At 41.7% G+C, this 23,776-nt stretch carries 20 protein-coding genes; 11 read left to right on the top strand and 9 right to left on the bottom strand.

Annotated elements, in window-relative coordinates; genetic code table 11:
- Positions 1-75: 75 nt before the first annotated feature.
- The 3 genes from NST74_RS01380 to NST74_RS01370 all read right to left on the bottom strand — a co-directional run bounded on the left by NST74_RS01380 (position 76) and on the right by NST74_RS01370 (position 5,031).
- Positions 76-1,335, bottom strand: a complete 1,260-nt coding sequence (locus NST74_RS01380) for a PucR family transcriptional regulator (RefSeq protein WP_341110085.1) — start codon at positions 1,333-1,335, stop codon at positions 76-78.
- A gap of 1,053 nt (positions 1,336-2,388) precedes the next feature.
- On the bottom strand, positions 2,389-3,522 hold the full coding sequence (gene ald / locus NST74_RS01375; RefSeq protein WP_042123441.1) for an alanine dehydrogenase: 1,134 nt from the start codon (positions 3,520-3,522) through the stop codon (positions 2,389-2,391).
- Positions 3,523-3,804: 282 nt separating this feature from the next.
- Entirely contained in the window at positions 3,805-5,031 is a 1,227-nt protein-coding gene (locus NST74_RS01370; protein WP_042123439.1) for a Zn-dependent hydrolase, read from the bottom strand.
- Positions 5,032-5,258: 227 nt separating this feature from the next.
- On the opposite strand from NST74_RS01370, the gene NST74_RS01365 reads away from it, so the two are divergent.
- The 4 genes from NST74_RS01365 to NST74_RS01350 are packed head-to-tail and all read left to right on the top strand — an operon-like array spanning position 5,259 to position 10,278.
- Entirely contained in the window at positions 5,259-6,290 is a 1,032-nt protein-coding gene (locus tag NST74_RS01365; RefSeq protein WP_341110082.1) for a glycosyltransferase family 2 protein, read from the top strand.
- The gene (locus NST74_RS01360; RefSeq protein ID WP_341110081.1) at positions 6,287-7,420 is read left to right on the top strand and encodes a polysaccharide pyruvyl transferase family protein; all 1,134 of its coding nucleotides are present in this window, start codon (positions 6,287-6,289) and stop codon (positions 7,418-7,420) included. The genes NST74_RS01365 and NST74_RS01360 overlap by 4 nt, the downstream gene beginning before the upstream one ends.
- Positions 7,395-8,942: a lipopolysaccharide biosynthesis protein gene (locus NST74_RS01355; RefSeq protein WP_341110080.1), complete on the top strand. Its 1,548-nt coding sequence runs from the start codon at positions 7,395-7,397 to the stop codon at positions 8,940-8,942. The genes NST74_RS01360 and NST74_RS01355 overlap by 26 nt, the downstream gene beginning before the upstream one ends.
- 19 nt (positions 8,943-8,961) lie before the next feature.
- Positions 8,962-10,278: a glycosyltransferase family 2 protein gene (locus NST74_RS01350; RefSeq protein WP_341110079.1), complete on the top strand. Its 1,317-nt coding sequence runs from the start codon at positions 8,962-8,964 to the stop codon at positions 10,276-10,278.
- On the opposite strand, the gene NST74_RS01345 is transcribed toward NST74_RS01350, so the two are convergent.
- Positions 10,240-11,364 (bottom strand): threonine aldolase family protein, encoded by a 1,125-nt coding sequence (locus NST74_RS01345; protein WP_341110077.1) that lies wholly within the window; start codon positions 11,362-11,364, stop codon positions 10,240-10,242. The two genes, NST74_RS01350 and NST74_RS01345, sit on opposite strands and share 39 nt — an antisense overlap.
- A gap of 157 nt (positions 11,365-11,521) precedes the next feature.
- On the opposite strand from NST74_RS01345, the gene udk reads away from it, so the two are divergent.
- The 7 genes from udk (at position 11,522) to NST74_RS01310 (ending at position 18,873) form a co-directional block, all read left to right on the top strand.
- Entirely contained in the window at positions 11,522-12,157 is a 636-nt protein-coding gene (gene udk, locus NST74_RS01340; RefSeq protein WP_076116417.1) for a uridine kinase, read from the top strand.
- 150 nt (positions 12,158-12,307) lie between these two features.
- Positions 12,308-13,900 carry a spore germination protein gene (locus NST74_RS01335; protein WP_341110076.1) on the top strand — a complete coding sequence of 531 codons (1,593 nt, stop codon included), beginning with the start codon at positions 12,308-12,310 and terminating at the stop codon, positions 13,898-13,900.
- A gap of 3 nt (positions 13,901-13,903) precedes the next feature.
- Positions 13,904-15,112 (top strand): Ger(x)C family spore germination protein, encoded by a 1,209-nt coding sequence (locus NST74_RS01330; RefSeq protein ID WP_341110075.1) that lies wholly within the window; start codon positions 13,904-13,906, stop codon positions 15,110-15,112.
- 14 nt (positions 15,113-15,126) lie between these two features.
- Positions 15,127-16,239: a GerAB/ArcD/ProY family transporter gene (locus NST74_RS01325; RefSeq protein WP_341110074.1), complete on the top strand. Its 1,113-nt coding sequence runs from the start codon at positions 15,127-15,129 to the stop codon at positions 16,237-16,239.
- A gap of 24 nt (positions 16,240-16,263) precedes the next feature.
- Complete coding sequence (locus NST74_RS01320) at positions 16,264-16,494, top strand: hypothetical protein (RefSeq protein WP_341110073.1); 231 nt, start codon at positions 16,264-16,266, stop codon at positions 16,492-16,494.
- Between the two features lie 45 nt (positions 16,495-16,539).
- Positions 16,540-17,739 (top strand): Ger(x)C family spore germination protein, encoded by a 1,200-nt coding sequence (locus NST74_RS01315; protein ID WP_341110072.1) that lies wholly within the window; start codon positions 16,540-16,542, stop codon positions 17,737-17,739.
- Between the two features lie 21 nt (positions 17,740-17,760).
- On the top strand, positions 17,761-18,873 hold the full coding sequence (locus NST74_RS01310; protein WP_341110069.1) for a GerAB/ArcD/ProY family transporter: 1,113 nt from the start codon (positions 17,761-17,763) through the stop codon (positions 18,871-18,873).
- Between the two features lie 29 nt (positions 18,874-18,902).
- On the opposite strand, the gene NST74_RS29905 is transcribed toward NST74_RS01310, so the two are convergent.
- The 5 genes from NST74_RS29905 to NST74_RS01290 form a co-directional block, all read right to left on the bottom strand.
- Positions 18,903-19,178, bottom strand: a complete 276-nt coding sequence (locus NST74_RS29905) for an ArsR/SmtB family transcription factor (RefSeq protein ID WP_445668166.1) — start codon at positions 19,176-19,178, stop codon at positions 18,903-18,905.
- An 87-nt stretch (positions 19,179-19,265) separates the two neighbouring features.
- Positions 19,266-20,297 (bottom strand): LacI family DNA-binding transcriptional regulator, encoded by a 1,032-nt coding sequence (locus NST74_RS01305; RefSeq protein WP_341110067.1) that lies wholly within the window; start codon positions 20,295-20,297, stop codon positions 19,266-19,268.
- A 100-nt stretch (positions 20,298-20,397) separates the two neighbouring features.
- On the bottom strand, positions 20,398-21,231 hold the full coding sequence (locus NST74_RS01300) for a carbohydrate ABC transporter permease (protein WP_042123418.1): 834 nt from the start codon (positions 21,229-21,231) through the stop codon (positions 20,398-20,400).
- Complete coding sequence (locus NST74_RS01295) at positions 21,231-22,073, bottom strand: carbohydrate ABC transporter permease (protein ID WP_042123416.1); 843 nt, start codon at positions 22,071-22,073, stop codon at positions 21,231-21,233. Before NST74_RS01295 ends, NST74_RS01300 begins: the two co-directional genes overlap by 1 nt.
- A 161-nt stretch (positions 22,074-22,234) precedes the next feature.
- Positions 22,235-23,617, bottom strand: coding sequence for an ABC transporter substrate-binding protein (locus NST74_RS01290; RefSeq protein WP_341110065.1), 1,383 nt, complete (start codon positions 23,615-23,617; stop codon positions 22,235-22,237).
- Between the last annotated feature and the right edge of the window lie 159 nt (positions 23,618-23,776).

Below are 23,776 nucleotides of genomic sequence, written 5' to 3'. Positions count from 1 at the left end.
TAGTCCCTCCAATGTTATAGGTTCTAAATATAGGTTATTGTACGTGTTCACTGCCCAGTTGGTGCTTAATTCATTTTATTCCCGTGCCTCAATAAACCACTGATTGAGCTGCCTGGTCTCTTCCGTCAAAATATCCAAATAAATAGAAGTACGGTATCCAGTATCCTTCAAGCTTTTACCTGTAATCTCTGCTATACGATTTAATCTATACAGCAATGTGTTGGTATGAATATGTAAAAAAGCGGCCGATTCCTTCAGATTTCCATTGAGCGATAAATAAACGGCGATCGTTTTTAGAAAATCACTTTTATGCTCGCGATCATGCTCTTTAAGTGGATAGAGCAGAGGACTTTTGCGAGTTCGACTGCGCTTTTGCTCCAGCATAGCCGGAATATACGCCCAAAATCCAATATCCTCATACAATAGTAACTCCCGGCCATGAAAAGGCAGCAGCTTCTTGATCTCCAGAATGGATCCCGCTTCCCAATACGCAATAGCCGCCGACATATACTCGGTGTAATCCAGACTACAGCCTGCAGCTAGCATACAGCTCTCCCTTTTACGCATATCCTCGATAATTTTATGCATGAACGAAAACAGCCCACCCGTTCCTTCCATGCGAAAGCTGAATGAAAACAATATAATCAACCGATTGTGCTCCGCCGTCAGAAACAATAATTGCAGCCCCGGATAAGAGGCCATAGTTTGCCGAAACCGAAGTATGAAATGATCATTGATAATTTTGTCACTCTCAAACACGCTAATATAATATTTTTCCGGCAAAAGAATCGACCAAACTTCCGCATCCTGCTTGATATTCGCTTCATTGTCATAATGGGAGGTGAGCAGCTTCCAGAAAAAATCCTCCTGAGTCTTCTCCTGCTTCGTCTTCCAACCCCGTTGCTTCAATATATAACGACCAACGATGGCCGCCGCTTTCTCTACAATATTCTCCGCGTGCCCTTCAACTAGATTGCCTGCATCCACTACCCATATGTATCCGAGAATTTCCTTCTGATGTTTGATGCAAATAGCGAGTCGGGGACCAAGCCCTACCTCCATGACCGCAGGAATCCGAATCGGACGTGTAGCGCTCTCAAGCTGCTGCATAATCCCCTTCTTGCGCAACCCAATAATGACAGCATTAGGTACGCGCTTTCCGATAATGGTTGAAATTCTCGCGGAATCACTCTCAAATTGATGGGAGCTGTATCCGATCACATGGTGATTACTATCCTCAATCGTAACTTGAGATTGAAGAGACTCACTAATCGCATCCGCCAACGATTCCATACTATCGAAGAAACGATCAAACAATGGATCCTTATCCGTCACTAGCCCCACCCCTGCCCGAAAAAATAGCCGAACCTTGCATTCTAGCGTGATTTTATTATAGTATGCGTGCTCTCAGCTGACTATAGATAATGGGATGGAGGGCGTGGTCACGGGCCGGGAGATGGCAGGGCAAAGGAGCTACGGGGTTATAAATTCCCGTGTGGGCGGAGTTGTTGAGTTACGGTTACGTTGGTTACAGGGTTGCGGGTTTGCATGGGACGGAGTTGCAGGCTACGTTGATGAGAGTTACGTTGAGTGCGGGTGACGGAGTGGCTCGACAGCACATAAATCGCTATTTGAGAGAGCACCTTTAGAGTTTTTAGGGAATTCCTCCCTAAAATTCTGTGTTTTGGGCTTGTTTTACCACTAATCAGGGAAAAACTCCCTAATTTTTATCCGATTAGGTTGTAATCGGACATTTTCTTCGTATTATTAGGGAGAAATTCCCTAATTATTGCATTTTAAGCTATTTATGCGTAATTTTTAGGGAGGATTTCCCCAAAAACTATCTCAACAAGCCTCTCATCGTAACCAAAAAACCAAAAAACCAAAAAAACCAAAAAACCAAAAAACCAAAAACCAAAAACCAAAAACCAAAAACCAAAAACCAGAAACTAAATCCAGCTATAACCGGCCTAATCAGGCTACGCATAGTTGAAACTAGCTAGATGTGCTCGAATACCAACTTCTACGTATTCTACCCTCCTTTTGCACAGCTTTAGTTACATCTACTGTACCTAGCCACAGCGAAATAGAACTTTACTTTTAATAACATACCATCACACATACCCGACCCAACCACACCACTACGCATTTCAGTTACTTTTATCACCAGCCTGCAAGCTTCTACTCGATTTAAGCAAGTGCAAAGTGCAGAGTGCAGAGAATTCCACCTTCGAGATCCACACAAGCAGATTTCTACCAGATCTCCTCACTTCAAAAGAGAAGCTAGCCAGGTGTATTCCCCCAGAACCGACAAACAGCAAACTCCCATAGCGGGAATTTGCTGTTTGTCGGTTTCCAAATATCATTACTCATTTGGAACGCATCTATTTAACTCATCGTGAACGTTTGCTCCATCGCTTGTTCTACCGTAAAATGTTTCTCTCCAAGTGCTTCAGCTACGGCTTGGCAGGTGATTTTTCCATTAGCGACATTTACACCGCTTCTTAGGCCGGCATTTTCCTGAATCGCCTTGACCACGCCTTTATTGGCAATTTGCAGGGCGTATGGAACGGTGACATTGGTTAAAGCAATCGTCGAAGTTTTGGCAACAGCACCCGGCATATTAGCAACAGAATAATGCAGTACGCCGTGCTTGATAAATACAGGATTATCATGTGTTGTCACTCTGTCAATCGTCTCTACGATACCGCCTTGGTCAATGGCCACATCAACAATCACTGACCCCGGCTTCATGGTCTTGACCATTTCCTCTGTAACCAGCTTCGGCGCTTTTGCACCCGGAATCAACACCGCACCTACCAACAGATCTGCCTCAGCTACTACTTTGGCAATATTGTAAGGGTTCGAGATCAGTGTATTGATCTGTGCCCCAAAAATATCATCTAATTGACGTAATCTTTCTGCACTGAGGTCAACAATCGTAACATCAGCTCCCAATCCGATCGCCATTTTCGCAGCATTGGTACCTACTACGCCACCGCCGATAATGCTAACTTTCCCGCGACTAACCCCCGGAACACCGGAGAGAAGAATTCCTTGTCCGCCATAGTTTTTTTGCAAGAACTGAGCACCAAGCTGAACAGACATCCGGCCCGCTACTTCGCTCATCGGTGTTAATAGCGGCAAGGTACGTTCATGAACAACCGTCTCATATCCGATAGCAAAGACACCATTGTCCTTAAGTGCAGCGGCCAGAGAAGGTTCAGGTGCAAGATGCAAATACGTGAACAAGATAAGGCCTGGACGGAAATAGGGGTACTCGCTTTCCAGCGGTTCTTTGACTTTCATCACCATTTCGGCAGAGTTCCAGACCGTAGCTGCATCCTGAACCAACTTTGCTCCGGCAGAAGCATACTCTTCATTCGGAAATCCGCTTCCCACACCAGCCCCGGCTTCCACTAACACTTGATGTCCTTCTTTAATAAGGCTAACTACACCCGCAGGCGTTATGGCTACACGATTCTCATTATTTTTAATTTCTTTAGGCACTCCGATAATCATCATTCATCTCTCCCGTCTAATGTAGATCCCTTATGTAAAGAATGATAACATACGTTTAGTATTCCCATTTTGGTAAAAAATTAAAATATTATCTATCATCATTGTGTTTTTACACAAAGGATTCGTCTTAAACCGCCCATCAACTTCAGGTTCATTTGGTACCCAACACAACCCTAATCATTATCTCATACAAAAAGACACTGCTTAGAGTGTCTTTTTGACGATTTTGTATGAAATTAAAGCACTACTACCATAATGGAATGTTATGTTTAATAACATGTTTTACTTTAACAGTAATAACAACACCGTTTCTAGGATTACATTTACCCCTTTTTCACAGTCTTCATAGGAGGTAAACTCCTCTTCACAATGACTTTTCCCCTTCACACTAGGTACAAACACCATCGCGGATGGCAGAAAGCTGGCTACGAACTGAGCATCATGCCCTGCGCCACTTGCGATCTTCCGATTAGAATAACCCAAGGCTTGTGTCGCTTGCTCCACTAAATCACATACACCCCGGTCAAACCAGACGGTCTCTCTGCCCCAAAGCTTGGTCTTACTCACTTCGCAGTCCAGCAGCCTCTCCGGCAAACCATGGATAATCGCTTCCACCTCACGAACAATCTCCATCTCTTTATGTCTAGCCTCAATGGTGAAGATCACTTTATTAGGAATAACGGTATGAATATTAGGTAGCACGTTCATTCTGCCCATGGTATACACCAACTCGGAGTCGAGCACACTCAGCTTGCTTCGCAGCGCCGTGATCAGATCCGTGGCAGCGAACAAGGCATCCTTGCGCATCGCCATAGGCGTTGTGCCCGCGTGGTCCGATTCACCCGTCACTTCAATCTCGTAACAAGCCATGCCAACTACACAGTCCACCAGACCAATCGACAGTTCTTCTTGTTCTAGCACGGGACCTTGCTCGATATGAAGCTCTAAATAAGCAGCAGCTTCGGTAATACGATTGCTCGTTTCTCCCTTGTACCCGCTCTTCTCCAGTGCTTCACCAAAGGTAACACCCTTCGGATCTTTTTTATTCAACATTTCCACCTTATCGAACTTACCGGCCAGCACACCAGAGGCCATCATCGAAGGTTCAAAGCGAGCGCCTTCTTCGTTTGTGAAATTCATAATGGTCACCGGTAGCTTCGGTTTTATCCCATGATCCACGAGTGTGCGGACTACCTCTAGTCCAGCGATTACCCCAAGTACGCCATCAAATCTGCCACCTTTTTTCACAGTATCCATATGCGAACCAATCACAATAGGAGGCCCAGACTCTACACCCGCAAGCGTAGCGTACATCGTGCCCATATCGTCCACCTTCACAGACATCCCCAATTCTTCACAACAGGATCGAAAATAATCCCGAACCTTAAGATCCTCTTCAGTCAGCGATAACCGGGTCACGCCGTTGTTATCTGTACGCCCATAATCCGCAAATGCTTCAATCGTATGCTTTAATCTCTCACCGTTTACGAATATTTTTTGCAGCTGCATTGTAGGTCCCTCCGCTTCGAGCGTTCATGATTTTATGGCTTTCTATATATGTTATACCAATCGATATGATTGTCATTTTACATACTGTAATAATTATTATTCACGTGATGTTACAACGAAATAGAGGTAGCAATAAGTAAACTAAAGTAGTATATACAATCTTTTGATACGGAGGGTAAGCTTAAGATAGCTATTTATCCAGTTCTACTAAGGAAAGGAGCCAGCACATGAATTTAAGCATTGTGGTCCCTGTATACAATATTGAGCATTATATAACCCCTATGTTTAATTCACTCCTTACCCAAAGTGAACAACATTTCGAAGTCATTATCATAGATGACGGTTCAACGGATAACACCTACAACGTGATAGATAATATCCTCTCCCTTTACCCCGATTTTTCTTGCAAAGTCATTCGAACAGAAAATCAGGGGGTTAGCGCGGCTAGAAATAGAGGCTTAGCAGAAGCCACAGGGAAATATGTGCTGTTTCTGGATGGTGATGATTATATCTCTACAGACTTAGTACGAACTATTCATACCCATACTCAAGCATCAGCCCCCGAGATTATTTGCTGGGGATATAGCCATGTTTCAGAGGATGGAGTCACTACTTTGAGCTACTCTTCCGATTATAGTGACATCACAGGCAGTGAAGCGCTGACTCATATTTTTGTGGACAAAAGCTTGCGGATATGGACAGGGAGCATTGCGTATAAACGGGAACTATTACTCCTTCACGGACTCAAATATACAGAACGCTGTGTAAATGGAGAGGATCAGGAATTTATCTATAAAGCCTTATCCAGAGCGGCTACAGTCATTACGTTACCGGATATATTATCGTTTTATTTACAAAGAAACACTTCAATTTCCAATAGCTATAATGTAAAAAAATTTGATGTCGTCGGTGTATTCAAACGGGTCGATGCCTATTTCGAGGCCCATCCCTTTGAGAAGCTGGATGCGATATCTCCTTATATAAGAAATCGCGAGTTGATCGAGAATTACTTTTTCAACCTCAAAACCTGTCTTAATGGGACAGAAGGCATAAGCATACAGGAATTACTTCGCGACATTGATCATACCTATCCTGAACTAAATCAAGAAATGTATGAACTCATAAGACGTTATAGAGGTAATGATCGAAGATTAGCCCTTTATATCCGAGCATTCTTAATCTCCCCGCTTCTATATCACAGATTCATTTCTGTGGAGAGAAGCTTATCCAGGTTCAAGCGAAAGGAATCTAGAACATGAAAAAGATGCTGATCTATGCCTATACCGAATTTAATTTGGGCGATGATTTGTTCATTAAGGTGCTATGTGAGCGATATCCCGATACCCAATTCAGAATCTGTGCTCCAAGCTTATACAAGCAGTGTTTCAAAGAGATCAAGAATCTGAAAGTGTATCCTTCTGATTCCCTTTTCTTAAGAGGCGTTGCCTTTATTTGCAGAAGGTTAAAGATACATAATCTGGCGCAAAAATACATGGCCGATCGCTCCGATGGCGTTGTTCATATCGGTGGCTCGATCTTTATGCAGGCAGAGCATTGGGAAGAGCATTTCAAGAACGCTGAAGCCATACGGAATAAGAATAAACCCTACTATTTATTAGGATCGAATTTCGGCCCTTATACAGATAAAGAATATTATGAGGAACACAGGCGGATTTTTAAGGACTATACAGATATCTGTTTTAGAGAAAAGTACTCTTATGATTTATTTGAGGATCTGGATCATGTCCGTTTAGCGCCAGATATTATTTTTCAGCTTAACCCGCCAGATCTTCAACCCGAACCCGAGGCCGAGGATTACATCGTCTTATCCGTTATTAAGCCTTCTTCTAAAGGTCTGAACGGTTTTGACAACCTCTATTATGAAAAAATGAAAGAACTCGCAATTTATTTCATTGAAAAAGGCTACGCTGTTCATTTTATGTCATTTTGCGAACATGAAGGCGATCAGCTAGCGATTGAGGAAATCCGGAGTCTTATGGGCTCCTCCTATAAGGATGCCATCCAAGTGCATTTATATAAAACGAATATGGAAGAGGTCTTGGCCGTTCTAGCCAACTCCAGCTTCATAATAGCATCAAGATTCCATGCGATGATCCTGGGCTGGGTGTTGGGTAAACCAGTGTTTCCCGTGGCTTACAGCCAAAAAATGATCAATGTAATGGAAGATGCCCAGTACAAAGGGTTATATACCGATTTCACTACACTGGAGCAGCTCCAGCCTGCACAGGTTTTTGATAGTATGACTACCCACTACATGGATGTTACGCCGCAAGCCAAACATGCCGAAAGGCATTTCGAACATCTGGATACGTTTTTATCGCTTTACGAAAGGAGGATACGTTATGAGAGCCAAGCGGAGCATTCTTAACTTATCCTTTGGACTCGGAAGTCAGCTCATCACGATCATCCTTGGTTTTTTTATACCCAGACTGATTATGGTCAACTATGGCTCTGAAGCCAATGGTTTAATCGCTTCGATTGTACAGATCATTAGTTATTTGGCCCTGCTGGAAGCCGGTGTAGGCGCCGCTTCGATTCAAGCCCTATATAAGCCGGTAGCTTCGGATGATAAGACCCATATCAACTCTATTCTGGCCGCTACCTCCAGCTATTATAAAAAAACAGGGATTTATTATTTCTTCGCCGTCCTCCTAATCGCCGTTGTATATCCATTAGTGATCACCTCTGACATCGATAAATTATCGATTTTGCTCATTATTTTGCTCACAGGGATGGGCGGAGCGATTAATTATTATTTTCAAGGAAAATTCAAAGTTCTACTCGCTGCAGAGGGAAAAAGCTATGTAGAAACTTCTATTGTCACTATGGCTAATATTCTGAACAATGTAATTCGGATTCTATTATTACTTCAAGGTGTTAACATCATCGCAGTGCAAGCATCCTATTTCATATTGACCATACTTCAAATCGTTGTCTTCTATATCTATATCAATAAGCATTACAAATGGATCGACCTAAATCTTAAACCAGACTATGCAGCCATTGGTCAAAAAAACTCCGTGTTAGTTCATGAGATCTCCTACTTGGTGTTTAGAAATACCGACGTGCTGATCCTGACTATATTTACGAACTTAAAGATCGTTAGCATCTATGTCATGTACAATATGATTTTTACGATTGTAGATAACATTGTTCAAACTATAAACGGAAGTGTAAAGGCAGCTCTTGGTCAGAGCTTTCATGAGAGTAAAGAAGCCTTTATTAAATTTTATGATGCTTACGAAGTCTACTTTATGGGGCTCATCTTCTCAATTCTGACTGTGGCTTACATTCTAATTCTTCCTTTCATGAAGTTGTATACCGCTGGTGTAAATGACGTGAATTACATCGATATGTGGCTGCCGATCCTGTTCGTAGTCATCAAAATATTAACCAATGCCAGAGCTTCTTCCAATAATGTAATTACCATCGCCGGGCATTTCAAGAACACACAGAACCGTTCCATTCTGGAATCAGCTATAAATCTGGTAGCTTCCATTGTATTTGTAATCTTCATGGGAATTTACGGTGTACTGATGGGAACTATAGCCGCCCTCTTATACCGCTCCATAGATATCGTGATCTACGCTAGCAGACATCTGTTGAACCGGAGTCCTTGGGTTACCTTTAAAAGATGGCTAACGAATACAGTGGTTTTTGTGGGCATTATTCTGATCTCTCGTGCTATCAATATCCCCATCCATTCCTATGCGGGACTTATGTTGTGGTGTGTTCTGCTAGGACTTGTGATTTTGCCTGTATATTTCGTAATCGGCTCTTTAATGGAACGGGAAGTATTTCTCTATACATGGGAACATCTCAAAAAGTATCGATATAAACTCAAAAATAAAATTAATACTCAGCCTGAGGTAAGTGGTTTATCCAAATAACACAACAGGAGGACTCGAAATGGATCATAGCGAGGTTTTGCAGCAAGCCGGTTACGTCTTTCTGAATGACCTAAATGATGAAATCAACCACTCATTCTCCCTTCATATGGATGATAAAGAAATCTTCCAAAGATGTCATCTGATCATAGATAAAGAACAAAATCCCCAAATCAAAGCCTTTTTAGAAACTTTATCTGAGGTGATCCGGGCTTATCTCACAGGGAGAGCCTCGGAGGATGCATTAAGGTTCTATTTAGCAGAGCAATTTAGTATCGTGCACGAAGAGATTGACGGATTAATCCATGGGTTAGTTGCATTCAAATATCAGTTCTCAGATATGGCTAGTTCAGATCCAGCACTCGTTTCCTTTGCCGATTATCCCAAGGTCAGTGTCATTATCACTACTTACAATAGAAAGGCATTTCTATATCAAGCGATCCAAAGCATCTTAAAGCAAGACTATCCTCATAAAGAGATCACAGTGATCGACGATTGTTCTACAGATGGGACGGAAGAGTTAATGCAGCAAAGCTTCGGAGACGAGCCACAGGTAATCTACATGCGAAACGAAAAGAATAGCGGCCCTGGTAATAATCGCCGTAAAGCCTTTGCCGCTCATGGTGATGGCGAGTATGTTCTTTTCCTCGATGATGACGACTATCTGATTGACATGAACTATTTAAGTAAGGCTGTGGACTTTCACAATCTTCATCCCGAAATCTCATTTGTGGCTGCTAATGTGTTTCTTGAATATTCAAAGGCCAAGCAACTGAAGATCAGTAGCCTACAGCTAAATAAAATTATTAAGAAGCAAGATTATTTTATGAATTTCGAGAAAAAAGGATATCCGAAGCCCTCCTCCACACTAACAACTGTCTTTAAGCGCGAGGCCTTAATGGCTATGGATATCCTGAGTATGAATATGGTCAACGATGCTTCTATTTATCTGCGCTCCCTGTTGGTCGGTGATGCTGGCTTCATAGATACCCTTGCCGGCGTGTATAGATTACATGGCGACAACATTACCTTTCATCTGAGTCAGGGATTCTTAATTGAGAATCTGGAGGAGAAACTCTTGATTAAGAATATGGCCGTTCAGACATATGGCTATAGCGAGCAGGAAATGACAGAATGGTTTAGCCATAATGCCTATGATACGATCTCATACTATTTATTAAATTCTGCGAAAGACGCTACAGACTTTAAATTCATGTATCATTGGGCGCTCACCCATTGCCCACCGATCTACAATCAATTAAGGAGTGATTTCCGTACAAAGCTTATTAAAAAACAATTATTACGGATTTCGATACTGCGATCGCTGCTCAGAAGATAATTCATGCATTAGCTTATCGAGGAGCAGAAAAAATTCTTTAAGCTCTTCTTTAGGGATGTCGGCGTACTTGTCTCCAATACTGATCTCACAATAAGAAGTATGTTCTCCCGTTGGTCTTATCGCTGCGCTTAAACCGATTCCTGTTGCCTCATATACAGAAGACAGAATCGGTTCGATGTTCTCCCGAGACATTTGAAAATGCATATGAAACATGTTGGAGACCGGTTCAGCAGGTAATGTCGTCACAGCGCGGCATTGATTAACTAAGGCAGCAAGCTCCTTGGCCCCATCATAATACTTCTGCATCTTATCTACTCTTTGCCGGTAATAGTAATCAGAGGAGATGATGTACGGATACAGACTGATTAGGTCGCCACCATGCCGCCGTTTCCATATCTTCGATTGCTTCGTAAAGTCCTCGTCGCCTGCAAGAATCGCACCTGCAATTCCCCCGATTCCTTTATATAGTGAGATATAGACACTATCAAAGAGGGCGCAGATCTCAGCAGCTGTCTTACCGTAATAGGGGAGCGTCTCAAGCAATCTTGCGCCATCCAAATGCAGCTTAATTCCGCGAGCACGACAATGTGCAGAAATCGCTTCAAGCTCCTTATACTCCGGTAACTGTCCACCAATCTCGCGCTGCGGCAATTCAAGCAGCAGACAAGCGATATCTTCCTTCATATGTATTACATCATCTAAGGTGATTAATCGCTCCTTGTCTGCCAGTAGGACTGGCTCGATATGATGCAATTCCTTCAACCCATCCTGCTCATGGATCTCCAAATGACATAAAGGATGATAAGCAACTCTCTTGAGGCCTTGTTCATCACACCATATTCTTAAGGCGATTTGCTGTGCCATCGTTCCACTCGGAAAGAAGACTGCGGTTTCTTTTCCCAAAAGCTCCGCCATCTCCGCCTGGAATTCCTCAATAACCTTCCCCGATCCGTAAATATCAGATGCTGTACTGTTCTCTACAGCTTCAAAGGCTTCCTTCAAGACTTGAACATCTCTATTCCCATGTCCCACGATTCGATAAGTCGTTTCATTAAAGGCTTCTTGCACTGATTTTTTTCCGTTCATTGGTAGAATTACCCCTTCCGTATTTACCTTGTCCCTAATATAGACGAATTTCAAAAAATCCCATCTTAATTTTACCCGATCTAAGGTGAAAAAACATGAGCGCTGTGCTACAATATTGGAATTGCAACGGCAATCTTAGGGAGGGTTATTGAATCACATGCTCATCATTGGTATCGCCGGCGGCACCGGCTCGGGAAAGACAACCGTAGCCCGCTCCGTCATTGACCGTCTTGGAACGGGAAAGGTAACTTTCATATCTCAAGATAACTACTATAAGGATCATTCACACCTCAGCTTTGCTGAACGTGAATCCATTAACTATGATCATCCTTTCGCTTTCGACAACGAGCTGCTTATCGAGCATCTTAAATGTCTGCGAGAAGATCAAACCGCATATGCACCAGTGTATGACTTCACAGTTCATGCTCGCTCCACTACGGAGACCGTAGAACTGAAACCAAACAATATTGTAATCATCGAAGGACTCCATGTTCTGTCCGACGAGAATCTCCGCGATATGCTTGATATCAAAGTGTTTGTTGATGCTGACCCTGATGTACGCATCCTCCGCCGGGTACTCCGTGATATCGAGGAACGCGGTCGAAGCATCCAGTCGATCCATCACCAATATTTAAGCACGGTTAAGCCGATGCATGAAGCTTTTATTGAGCCATCCAAAAAATACGCCGATTTGATCATCCCAGAAGGCGGCCATAATGAAGTCGGTATCCAGTTGCTCTCCATACTAACTGAGAAACACCTGACGAATGATTGGACATCCTCTAGTTCTTAAATATCAAGTTCTGCCCTAGCTGTCGAGAGAATCTCGGCGGCTTTTTTTGTGTGTTCATCCCCCAAGCCGCAGTAGATTATTCAAAGAATAATCCCACCGCATTATGGTAATAGCTATATTACAGCAGCTTGCGGAAGAGGGATAACAACTATGGGATTTCTGAACAGAACGATAACAAAAGCTTTTAAAAAGCCTTCATTAGGGCACCCCGACCCCATTAAAGATTTACCTAAGGAACCTATCAAGAAAAGTCTACAAGATAATATTCAATATATAAAAACAACCCTTGGCCATAGCACTGACCTTGTGATCAGAGATTTCGTTATTGGTTTAGAACATCAGATCAAAGCCGCTATTTTCTATACAGATGGACTGGCAGACAGTAAAGCTATTCAAGACTTCATTCTAGAGTCTCTTATCTTAGAAATTCCTGATTTAACCTTGGATGCTGACGGTGCAAACTATTCCTTTTTTAAAAAACACATGCTCACTGTAGGTGATATCAAGGATGTGACCGAATTCACTTCTTTATTTACCTCTCTACTATCCGGAGATGTGATTCTTTTAATCGATGGAGACACCAAAGGATTCACGATTGGAATGCGAGGCTGGAAAGACCGCGGTGTAACGGAAAGCGCCACTGAAACGGTGATTCGCGGACCTAAAGAAGCCTTCACAGAAAGCTTGCGAACGAATACTGCATTAATTCGGCGAAAAATAAAGGACCCCAATCTCTGGTTAGAAACACAGCAAATTGGACGTATAACCCAAACTGATGTAGCTATTATGTATATCAATGGCATTGTTAGTGAAGGTATTGTGAAAGAAGTACATTCACGTTTAGATCGAATCGATGTGGATGCCATTCTGGAAAGTGGTTATATCGAAGAATTAATCGAGGATGAAACCTACTCTCCGTTTCCAACGATCCATCATACAGAACGTCCTGATGTTATTGCAGCTGCGCTTATGGAGGGCAAAGTAGCCATATTAGTAGATGGAACGCCTATAGTAATGACGGTTCCTACCTTATTCGTATCCTTCATGCAGACGGCGGAGGATTATTATCAACGCGCCGATGTAAGCACCCTAGTTCGGCTGCTTCGCTATTTCAGTATATTTGTTTCACTACTAGCCCCATCTTTGTATGTAGCTATTACTACCTTCCATCAGGAAATGCTACCCACAACCCTGCTGATCAGTTTGGCTGCACAACGGGAAGGCGTGCCACTTCCCGCATTCATTGAAGCACTGTTGATGGAACTTGCCTTTGAGATTATAAGGGAAGCGAGTGTACGAATGCCCCAAACTATAGCCCAATCTGTATCCATTGTAGGTACTTTGGTGATTGGGACGGCAGCGGTGGATGCCGGTATTGTTTCAGCTGCGATGCTTATTGTCGTCGCTATAACGGCGATCTCTAGCTTTGTGCTGCCATCCTTTGATCTTTCTTTGACGATTAGAATGCTTCGTTTTCCGATGATGTTCCTTGCTGCATCCTTTGGATTGTTCGGGATCATTATCGGGGTTATTGCGATAGTTCTGCATATGTGCAGCTTACGCTCCTTTGGAATTCCCTACATGAGCCCGTTAGCACCCTATAATCTTTCCGATCAAAAGGATGTCTTCTTCCGAATGCCCTTGTGGGCTATGTTTAACCGCCCTAGGCTAATCAATCAAAAAAATATCGTTCGGGAAAAAAGTACACCCCCGCAAAAACCGGGAGATTTGACGGAGGAATAAATCATGAAACGAAAATCGCTTATGATTTGCGTTCTTATTCTCATGCAAATATTCCTAACAAGTTGCTGGAGCAGACAGGAGTTAAACAAAATTGCAATTGCTGTAGGCCTTGGTTTCGATAAACAAGGAGATCAATATCAAGTTTCTGCACAAGTTGTGTTACCCAGTCAAATCGCCGGTTCAAAAGGAGGCATTGCCCAAGCACCCGTTAACCTTTATAAAGCAACCGGCAGAACTATAACTGAAGCACTTAGGAAAATCACAACGAAAAGCCCACGTCAAATATATATCTCTCATCTTCGAATATTAGTCCTTGGCGAAGATTTAGCTAAAGAGGGAATCAGTGATGTCCTAGATTCCCTGTCAAGAGATACTGAAACTCGAAATGATTACTTTATTGTGGTAGCAAAGAATGCCAAGGCAGAGGATGCTCTGAAAGTGTTAACCAATCTCGAAAAGATTCCCGCTGTACGCTTGTTTTCCAGCCTAGAGACCTCGAAGAAAACTTGGGCACCTACATCAACGGTGACCTTAGGAACGCTCATTACGGAACTGGTAACTAGGGGGAAGAATCCTGTATTAACGGGCCTTGTCATCGAAGGAAGTGTAGCCGTAGGAGAATCTCTAAAAAATGTAGAATCCATAGATTCTCCAACACAATTAAATTACTCAGGGCTAGCGGTATTCAAGGATGACAAATTGATTGGTTGGCTAAACCAAGAGGAATCAAAGGTGTATAACTACTTAACAAATCAGGTGAAGGAATCGCTCGCCGTCAGAAAATGTCCCAATGGAAAAATGGCGTCTTATAAGGTATTTGATGCCCACGCCAAGGTAAAGGGCGGCATGCGGAATGGCAAGCCAGAAATCAGTATCCAGCAACATATGGAAGCAGATTTAACAGAGGTACAATGTAAAGATTTAGACCTTACAAACCCAAAGACCATTACCGAATTAGAACAAAGCATCAACAAGGAAGTGTCAGAGCTATTCAAAAATACGATTAAGAAAGTCCAAAAAGAATACAAAAGCGATATTTTTGGATTTGGTGAAGCCATCCATCGCTCTAACCCGCAGGATTGGAAGAAGCTGAGGAATAATTGGGATCAAACCTTTGTTGATATGCCGGTAAACATCGAGATGGATTGTAAGATTCGTCTGTTAGGAAAAGTAACTAATTCTTTCTTGCAAGAGATGAAAACAAATAAATAGGAGTGAACGAAGCCATGTTAGAAAAGGGAAAAATAAGTGCCCGTCAGCTAACCATATTGGTTATGCTCCTTACTATTGGGGATTCTATTCTTATAATCCCCTCTTCCGCTACTCACTACGCCAGACAAAACGCCTGGATTTCCACTTTAGTCGGGATGATCGCAGGTCTATTAGCCGTCTATACGTACAGCAAGTTCGCAAAGGCCTATCCCAATTTAACGCTTATAGAGGCCATTCAAAAGACTTTTGGAAAATGGATAGGAACGATTGTATCGCTTCTGGCTATCATGTTTTTTCTTATGGTTTCCGTTGGAAGCATGCGAGAAATCGCTGATTTTGTGACCTCAGAAATGTTACCTGGAACTCCTATTCCAGCCATTTTAATGTTATTTATACTGATCGCAATTATGGCATCCCGTCTGGGTATCGAGGTCATTGGAAGAGCCAGCGAGATCTTCATTCCCATGTTCATTTTTTTATTTCTAATTCAGACCTTTGCTATTATTCCTCAGATGGAAATAGTCAGAATGCTACCGATCTTGGAGGACGGGATAAAGCCTGTTCTAAGAGGGGCTATCTCCATCACTACTTACACCATTTTAGAAACAGTTGTCTTTCTGATGATCCTTCCTTATGTAAATCAACAAGAAAAAATAACAAAGAGCTTCTTAAAGGGTTCGATTCTAGGCGGTATTGTAATTTTCATTACGCTTCTCGTTTCTATACTGGTATTAGGACCGGATCTGACAAACAGAGATATATATCCCAGTTATAACATCGCAAGGCGCATATCTGTTGGCGGATTCTTCGAACGGGTTGAAGCCATGATCGCTTTAGAGTGGATGTTAACTTTGTTCATAAAAGTAACCTTGTACTTATATGCTTTCGTTCTGGGGTTGTCCCAATTATTGAAATTAAAAGATTATCGGGTATTATCCTTACCCACAGGGATGATCTTAGTTGCACTTGCTCCCATCATTGCCCCGAACTTCACTTATTACAACGCAATTTTTGATAATTATTGGGTGTACTATGTCATTACCTTCGGGATATTTCTACCCTTGGTGTTATTAAGTGTGGGCATGTTTCAAAAAGCACTTAGCAAAGACTTGGCATCTCGGAACTAAAGATTGGTTGGGAGGTTGTTAATATTGGGTATAGTAGGGATTCTCATCATTGTAGCCGTTATTATTGCTATCGAAGTACCCCTTATGTGGAGGAAAAAGTTAATCCGGGAGCTGTGGGTATTTTCATTTCTTCTATTACTGGGAACTTGCTTTAGTCTTATTTACGTAATGAATATCTCGATCTCCGATCCGTTGGGTTGGATGGTGTTCATCTACAAGCCTGTAGCCGACATGGTAAATGCCTGGTTATCTTAACAATTAGTCGGACTAACCCCGAGAGATCCAATGGAGGAATACACCATGAAACGAAGATCACTTTTGCTTTGCCTTCTTGTGCTCATGCAAATAGGCTTAACGGGTTGCTGGAGTCGAGAGGAAATGAATGATCTCGCAATTGCCGTCGGTATCGGTATAGATAAGGTCGGAGATGAGTTTCAAGTTTCTGCACAAGTGGTTTTACCCAGCCAGATCGCTGGATCAAAAGGCGGGAGCCCTCAATCACCCGTTAACCTTTATAAAACGACCGGAAAAACCGTATATGAAGCCCTTAGGAAAATCACAACCGTAAGTCCACGTAAAATCTATATCTCTCATCTGCGGATCTTAGTCCTCAGCGAGGATCTGGCTAGGGGGGGAATTAGTGATGTTCTTGACTTCATGTCAAGGGATACCGCAACTCGAAATGATTATTTTATAGTGGTGTCAAAGGACGCCAAGGCAGAAGATGCTCTGAAAATATTAACTAGCCTCGAAAAGATTCCCGCTGTACGCTTGTTCTCCAGTTTGGAAACATCGGAGAAGCAATGGGCGCCTACATCTACTGTAACACTAGGAGATCTGATTACAGATCTCGTAGCGAAGGGTAAAAATCCAGTTCTAACAGGGGTTGTTATCCAAGGGAATATAGATGTGGGGGAGACCCCAAAGAATGTTGAAACGGTAGATTCACCAACAGAATTGAAATACTCAGGGTTAGCCGTATTCAAAGATGACAAATTAATCGGTTGGCTAAATCAAGAGGAATCAAAGGTGTATAACTATTTAACGAACAAAGTGAATAGCACGGTGTTCTACATCAACTGTCCTGAAGGGAAAAGGATATCTCTTAAGGTATTTGAAGCTCACTCCAAAGTTAAAGGCAGCATGCAGGATGGCAAACCTGCTATCAGTATTCAGCAATATTTGGAAGCAGATTTAGGCGAGGTACAATGCAGCAATCTAGAACTGACGAACCCAAAAACCATCACAGAATTAAATCAAATTGCCAACCAGAAAGTGATAAAATTATTCGAAACTACAATTAAGAAGGTACAACAAGTATATAAAAGTGATATTTTTGGATTTGGCGAAGCCATCCATCGCTCAAACCCGCAAGAATGGAAGAAACTGAGTGATAATTGGGATCAAACCTTTGTTAACTTGCCAGTAAATGTAAAGGTGAACATGGAGATTCGTCAGTTAGGAAAAGTGACTAACTCTTTCTTAGAAAAGATGAAGTAATACATTGGAGTGAATGAAGCCATGCTCGAAAAAGGAAAAATAAGTACTCGTCAGCTAACTATTCTTGTTATGCTCCTTACCATTGGGGATTCCATTCTAGTAATCCCTCCTTCCACTACACACTACGCCAAACAAAATGCCTGGATTTCTTCCTTAATTGGAATGGTCGTAGGTTTATTAGCCATCTATATGTATAGCAGAGTTGCAAAGTTATACCCCAAACTAACGCTTATCCAACTTATTCAAAAAGTTTTTGGAAAATGGGTTGGGACTATTCTATCCCTTTTGACCTTAATGTATTTTCTCATCGTTGCCGTAGGAAGTATGCGGGAAGTGGCTGATTTCGTGACCTCGGAAATGTTACCTGGAACTCCTATTCCGGCTATTCTAATCTTATTTATACTGATCGTCATTATGGCAACACGACTCGGTATTGAGGTCATCGGACGAACGGGTGAGATCTTTACTCCCATGGTTATAGTCCTATTTCTGGTCTTGACGGTCGCCATTATACCTCAAATGGAAATCGTCAGAATGCTGCCCATATTAGAGGACGGAATAAAGCCAGTGCTAAGAGGGTCCATCTCCATTTCGTCTTATACCTTCTTAGAGCCCGTTGTCTTTCTAATGTTCCTTCCTTATGTAAATCAACAACAAAAAATAACAAAAGCCTTACTACAGGGCTGTCTCCTAGGCGGGATTATCATTTTCCTGACCATCCTTGTTTCCATTTTAGTGCTAGGACCGGATCTGACGACCAGAGATATATATCCCAGCTATAACATCGCAAGGCGAATATCCGTTGGCGGGTTCTTCGAGCGGGTTGAAGCCTTGATAGCTCTATTGTGGATGTTAACCTTATTTATAGAAGTAACCTTGTACTTCTACGCTTTTGTTCTAGGAATGTCTCAATTATTAAACCTAAAAGAGTTTCGAGTGCTAACTCTACCTACAGGAATGATCCTTGTTGCACTAGCACCGCTTATTGCTCCAAATTACACTTATTACAACACATTATTTGATAATTACTGGGTGTACTATATTATAACCTTTGGTGTATTTCTACCCTTGGTATTGTTAGGTGTGGGGATGTTTCGAAGTGTACTCAACAAGGACCTTAAATCTCGAAACTAAATAGGACTAAGCCGATTTCTTAAGCTGGCTTAGTCCCCATAATGAAACGACGACGCCAAATCGGCAAGCGTCCTAAAATTCGTTGTAACCCTCTCACGAGCCAACCAGTAATACACCTCCTGCCCCCTTTTCTTAAAGTCAACAATGCGAGCATCCCGTAAGATTTTGAGGTGGTGCGAGACCGCTGGCCTGCTTATTTCGAATTCTCCTGCAATTTCCCCAACGTTCAGGCGACCTTTATTACCTAATAACGTAACAATCCGAATCCGAGTAGGGTCACCGAATGCGGTGAGAAACCGAGTGATGCTGCTGATATCATTAAGTTTAATCTCTTGCGGTTCTATCTCCCCACCCCGATTCGTAAATAAACTTAAACATAAAAACTTTTGACACTACAATATAGACCTCGTAGATTCTCTAACCATTAATTCTGCAGGGAAAATCTGATGCGCGTGATTCACCTTCTTATTAATGAGATCAAAAAGTATCTTAATTGTCGCTTCCGCGATTTCAACTACCGGCTGCTTGATGGTAGTAATGGAAGGATTATAATAGAAGGAAATATCCAGTCCGTCATAACCAGCTACAGAGTAGTCTTCCGGTACTCGCTTACCCGCTTCAAATATTGCTTTACAAGCGCCAATGGCCATACTATCTGATAAGGTGAAAATAGCAGTAAACTCTTCTCCTGACTCCAGTAGTTCTTTTGTAACCACATACCCGTTTTCCATACTGTAGCTATCAATATCTTCTTTCATCTGCCGTACTAGCCGTTCATTATGAGCTATTCCATGATCTGAAAGTGCCTTTTTATAGCCTTCATATCTCAGTTTACCGATACTCACATCATCTTCAGGCGCAGTAATGACTGCTATTTTCTGATGTCCCAAGTTACATAAATAATCGACGATCTTAAGGCTTTCATTAAAGTCATCTACAGATACAGAAGAATAATCACTTAGATCAAACTCTTCCGTCATTCCGATCGTACTAAGAACAAATGGAACCGTTAATTGTTGTAATTTTTCTTGAGAGTGTGAGAATAATCCCCCCAGGAACACAATTCCCTTCAAACGTTTTTCTTTCTCCAGCTCGATCGCTACTTCGATCTCATCTTGATTCTCATCAACTCGTTGCAAAATGAAGGAATATCTTTTTCGCTGAATCTCTTTTTCAAATACTTTGATCATCGGACTAAAAAAGGGGTTAGAAATCCCTTTAATCAATACTGCAATCGTTTTCGAATCTGAACGTTTTAAATTTCTTGCACTGTTATTCGGTACATAATGGTTCTCTTTGATGACTCTCATAACCATCGCTTTTGTTTCTTCATTAATGTCTGGATGATTATTTATCGCTCTGGATACTGTAGTCACGCCAACCCCACATAATTTGGCGATATCTATTATAGTCAATCTCTCCATTTCTACCTTTCCTTTGCACGTTAAATAAGAAAGCAGGGGATTCTTGAAGAGAAGACTCAACAAGAAAAGCACCCTACTTGCTTCTACAGACATATTCTATTTAACCCTTCACAGCTCCTGCAACAACACCCTCAATAATGTATTTTTGGCAGGTGAGGTAGAAAATGATAATCGGTACAATAGCTAATACAAGCATCGCCATCATAGCTCCCATATCAATCGATCCGTAACCGCCTTTTAGGTACTGTATCGCAATAGGAATGGTTTTGTATTCAGTACCGATCAGCAGATCCGGCAACAGGAAGTCATTCCATACCCACATTACATTTAGGATCGCTACGGTTACAGCTATTGGCTTAAGGATGGGCAATACCACTCTAAAGAAGGCTTGCGGTGGATTACATCCATCAATCATAACTGCTTCTTCAACTTCAAGCGGTATGGACTTCACAAATCCACTAAACATAAAGACGGATAGCCCTGAGCCAAATCCTAAATAGATCAAGATAATTCCAATCGGATTATCGAGATGCAGCACATTGGCCGTCTTAGTCATTGTGAACATAACCATTTGGAAAGGTACGATCATCGAGAACACAAATGCGTAGTACATTAAGTTCGTGAATTTTGATTTGACCCGAGTAATATACCATGCGGTCATGGAAGTGAATAACACGATTACAGCAACCGAACACACGGTGATAAACAAGGACATTCCGAAAGCACTAAAGAAATCGATCTTCGCTACACCGCTAGTATAGTTCTTTAAACCAACAAATGTAGTTTCATTAGGGAATAAGAAAGGCGTATCACTAATGTAGAACTTACCTTTGAAGGAGTTCATTAGAACAATAAAGATCGGAGATAAGAACGCAATGGCCAAGACCAACAAAATAGTGAAAATGGAGTAGTCTTTTGCTCTAGTCTGTTGCATTAGTTCTCAACCTCCTTTCTTCTAGTAATGACAAGCTGTACTAAGGCGATTAAGGCTACTAAAGCAAAGAATACGACGGCCTTCGCTTGACCCACACCTTCCCACCCTGTTTTTGCGTAGAATGTATTGTAGATGTCCAGTGCCAACATGGATGTCTGCTTAGACGGAGCACCAGCGGTCAATGCTAAGTTTTGGTCAAACAATTTGAATGAATTCGATAAGGTTAAGAACAAACAAATGGTGATAGACGGCATTACGAGCGGGATGGTCACATTACGTAATATCTTAGAACGTGAAGCTCCATCAATTCTTGCGGCTTCTACTATATCCTTAGGCACATTTTGAATACCTGCAACATAGATAATCATCATGTACCCTATCAATTGCCAATTCATAAGGATGATTAATCCCCAAAATCCATAAGTAGCATCTGAGGTCAAAGTAACACCAAATTTATACAGGATTCCATTAAAGATCAACTGCCAGATGTATCCTAATACGATACCGCCTATCAAGTTAGGCATGAAAAAGATAGTTCTAAATACGTTAGTGCCTTTTAGTTTTCTAGTTAACAACATCGCCAGAATGAAGGCGAACACATTAATCGTAAGAACCGATAGAACTGTAAACTTAACCGTAAAGCCCAGCGCATTTAGGAATTCTTGATTTGAGAATGCCTTAACGTAATTGCCAAACCCTATCCATTTAGCATCATTGACTGTAGTAAACTCTGTAAAGGATAAATATATACCTAGCAGAAATGGTACAACAAAAGCGATTCCAAAGGCTATTATGGTCGGTAATGCAAAAAGAGCAAAATATTTTTTTATCGATTTTTCCATGGAGTCTTCTCCTATCTCAGAATGGAAAATGATTAAACAGATGTAATCAAATTCACTCGAATTGTTGCTTAGTGCCACTGAAGTCCCTAAGGAACCTAGTGGCACTAAGCTTGTATCTATATAACAACTGAGGGATATTCAATCATCTTTCCATGCCTTTATTATTTTGCTTTTTCAGCCTTCCAAGTGTCCTTGAAGATCGTTACAACTTCATCCCAAGTTTTGTTACCTTGAGCGTACTGCAAGAGCGCATCACCAAAGACATTTTTGAACTCTTCACTTGGGAATGCTGCAAATGTCCAAGCTACAGAAGTCAGATCTTTTTCCATCCAAGCGGACACTTCTTTAGCCAGTGGGTCTGCTGGTTTTTCGCTATCTTCGAAAGTGTTGAATGGAGCGATGAAACCTAAGTCATTCGTTACATAAGCTTTACCTTTTTCACTGGAGAACAACCATTCCAAGAATGCGATGGAAGCTTGTTGATTCTCAGCAGATGCTTTGCTGTTGATTGCCAAATAGTTTTCTGTACCTACAGCCAGACCTTGTTTTTCCTCGCCTTCCATACCTGTGTAGATAGGCAAGAATTTAATCTCTTCAGCTTTAACTACGTTACCGTCTACATCATTGATTTGTGACCAAGCCCAGTTACCGTTTTGAACCATAGCTGCATTACCCAGTGCGAACTCAGCCATGGAATCAGCTACAGATTTACTACCTAGAAGCGCTTCTTTAGTCACAGAGTTTTTGATGTAAAGATCGAAAATGTTTTTGAATTTATCGTTATATTTGAATTCAACTTCTTTAGAAGCTAAACCCGCAAGTACGGTGTTATCAAACTCAGTGTTGTCTTTGAATTCATAGTACAGCGGCAAGTTAGCCAAGTGAGTCTGCCATCTCCATTGCTCACCAGCAGCGAGGGAAGTGGAAGCAAATACACCCTTAATACCCAGTTGATCTTTTTTAGCAGTCATATCTTCTACTACTGCTTTCAAGGTCTCGAAGTTATTGATTTCAGTCGTGGAAGAAATGGACACAGCTTTATCAGCCAAGGCAAAGTATTTCTTCATAATTGCATCGTTGTAGATGATACCGTAGCCTTCAACTACGTAAGGGATACCATATACGCCTTCACCTTCTGTTACAGCCAAGCTTTTATCGGACAGATAGCTGTACAGCTTAGTATCCTTCAAATCCAAGGTATAATCTTTCCAAGATTGATAACCAACAGGTCCGTTGATTTGGAAGATTGTAGGTGCATCTGACTTAGAAATCTCAGATTTCAATTTGGTTTCATAAGTACCTGCAGCAGCCGTTACGACTTTCACTTTAACGCCTGTCTCTGCTTCGTAATCCTTAGCGATTTTTTCATATATTTCTGCAATTTCAGGCTTGAAGTTTAAGAAGTAAACCGATCCTTTTTTACCAGATGAAGCGTTTCCATCATTAGATGCAGCATTGTTTTCTTTATTCCCGCACCCTGCTGCCAAGACTACTACCATAGACATAACCAACATGAGCCCTAGATATTTTTTAATGTTCTTCATTTTTCTTCCCCCTCGTACTTGTTATTAAATTACCTCGCTTAAAGACGTCTCCGAAATTACCCACCTAGAATGTTGTCAGCGTTTTCATTTCACTTAAGTAACGATCGCTTATTTTCCGGTATCCTTATCGGTAACGTTTTCAATTGAAATATTAGCACA

The organism is Paenibacillus sp. FSL F4-0125 (genome assembly GCF_038008565.1).
Classification (GTDB): Bacteria; Bacillota; Bacilli; order Paenibacillales; family Paenibacillaceae; genus Paenibacillus_AQ.
This window is presented reverse-complemented; position numbering and strand designations above follow the sequence as displayed.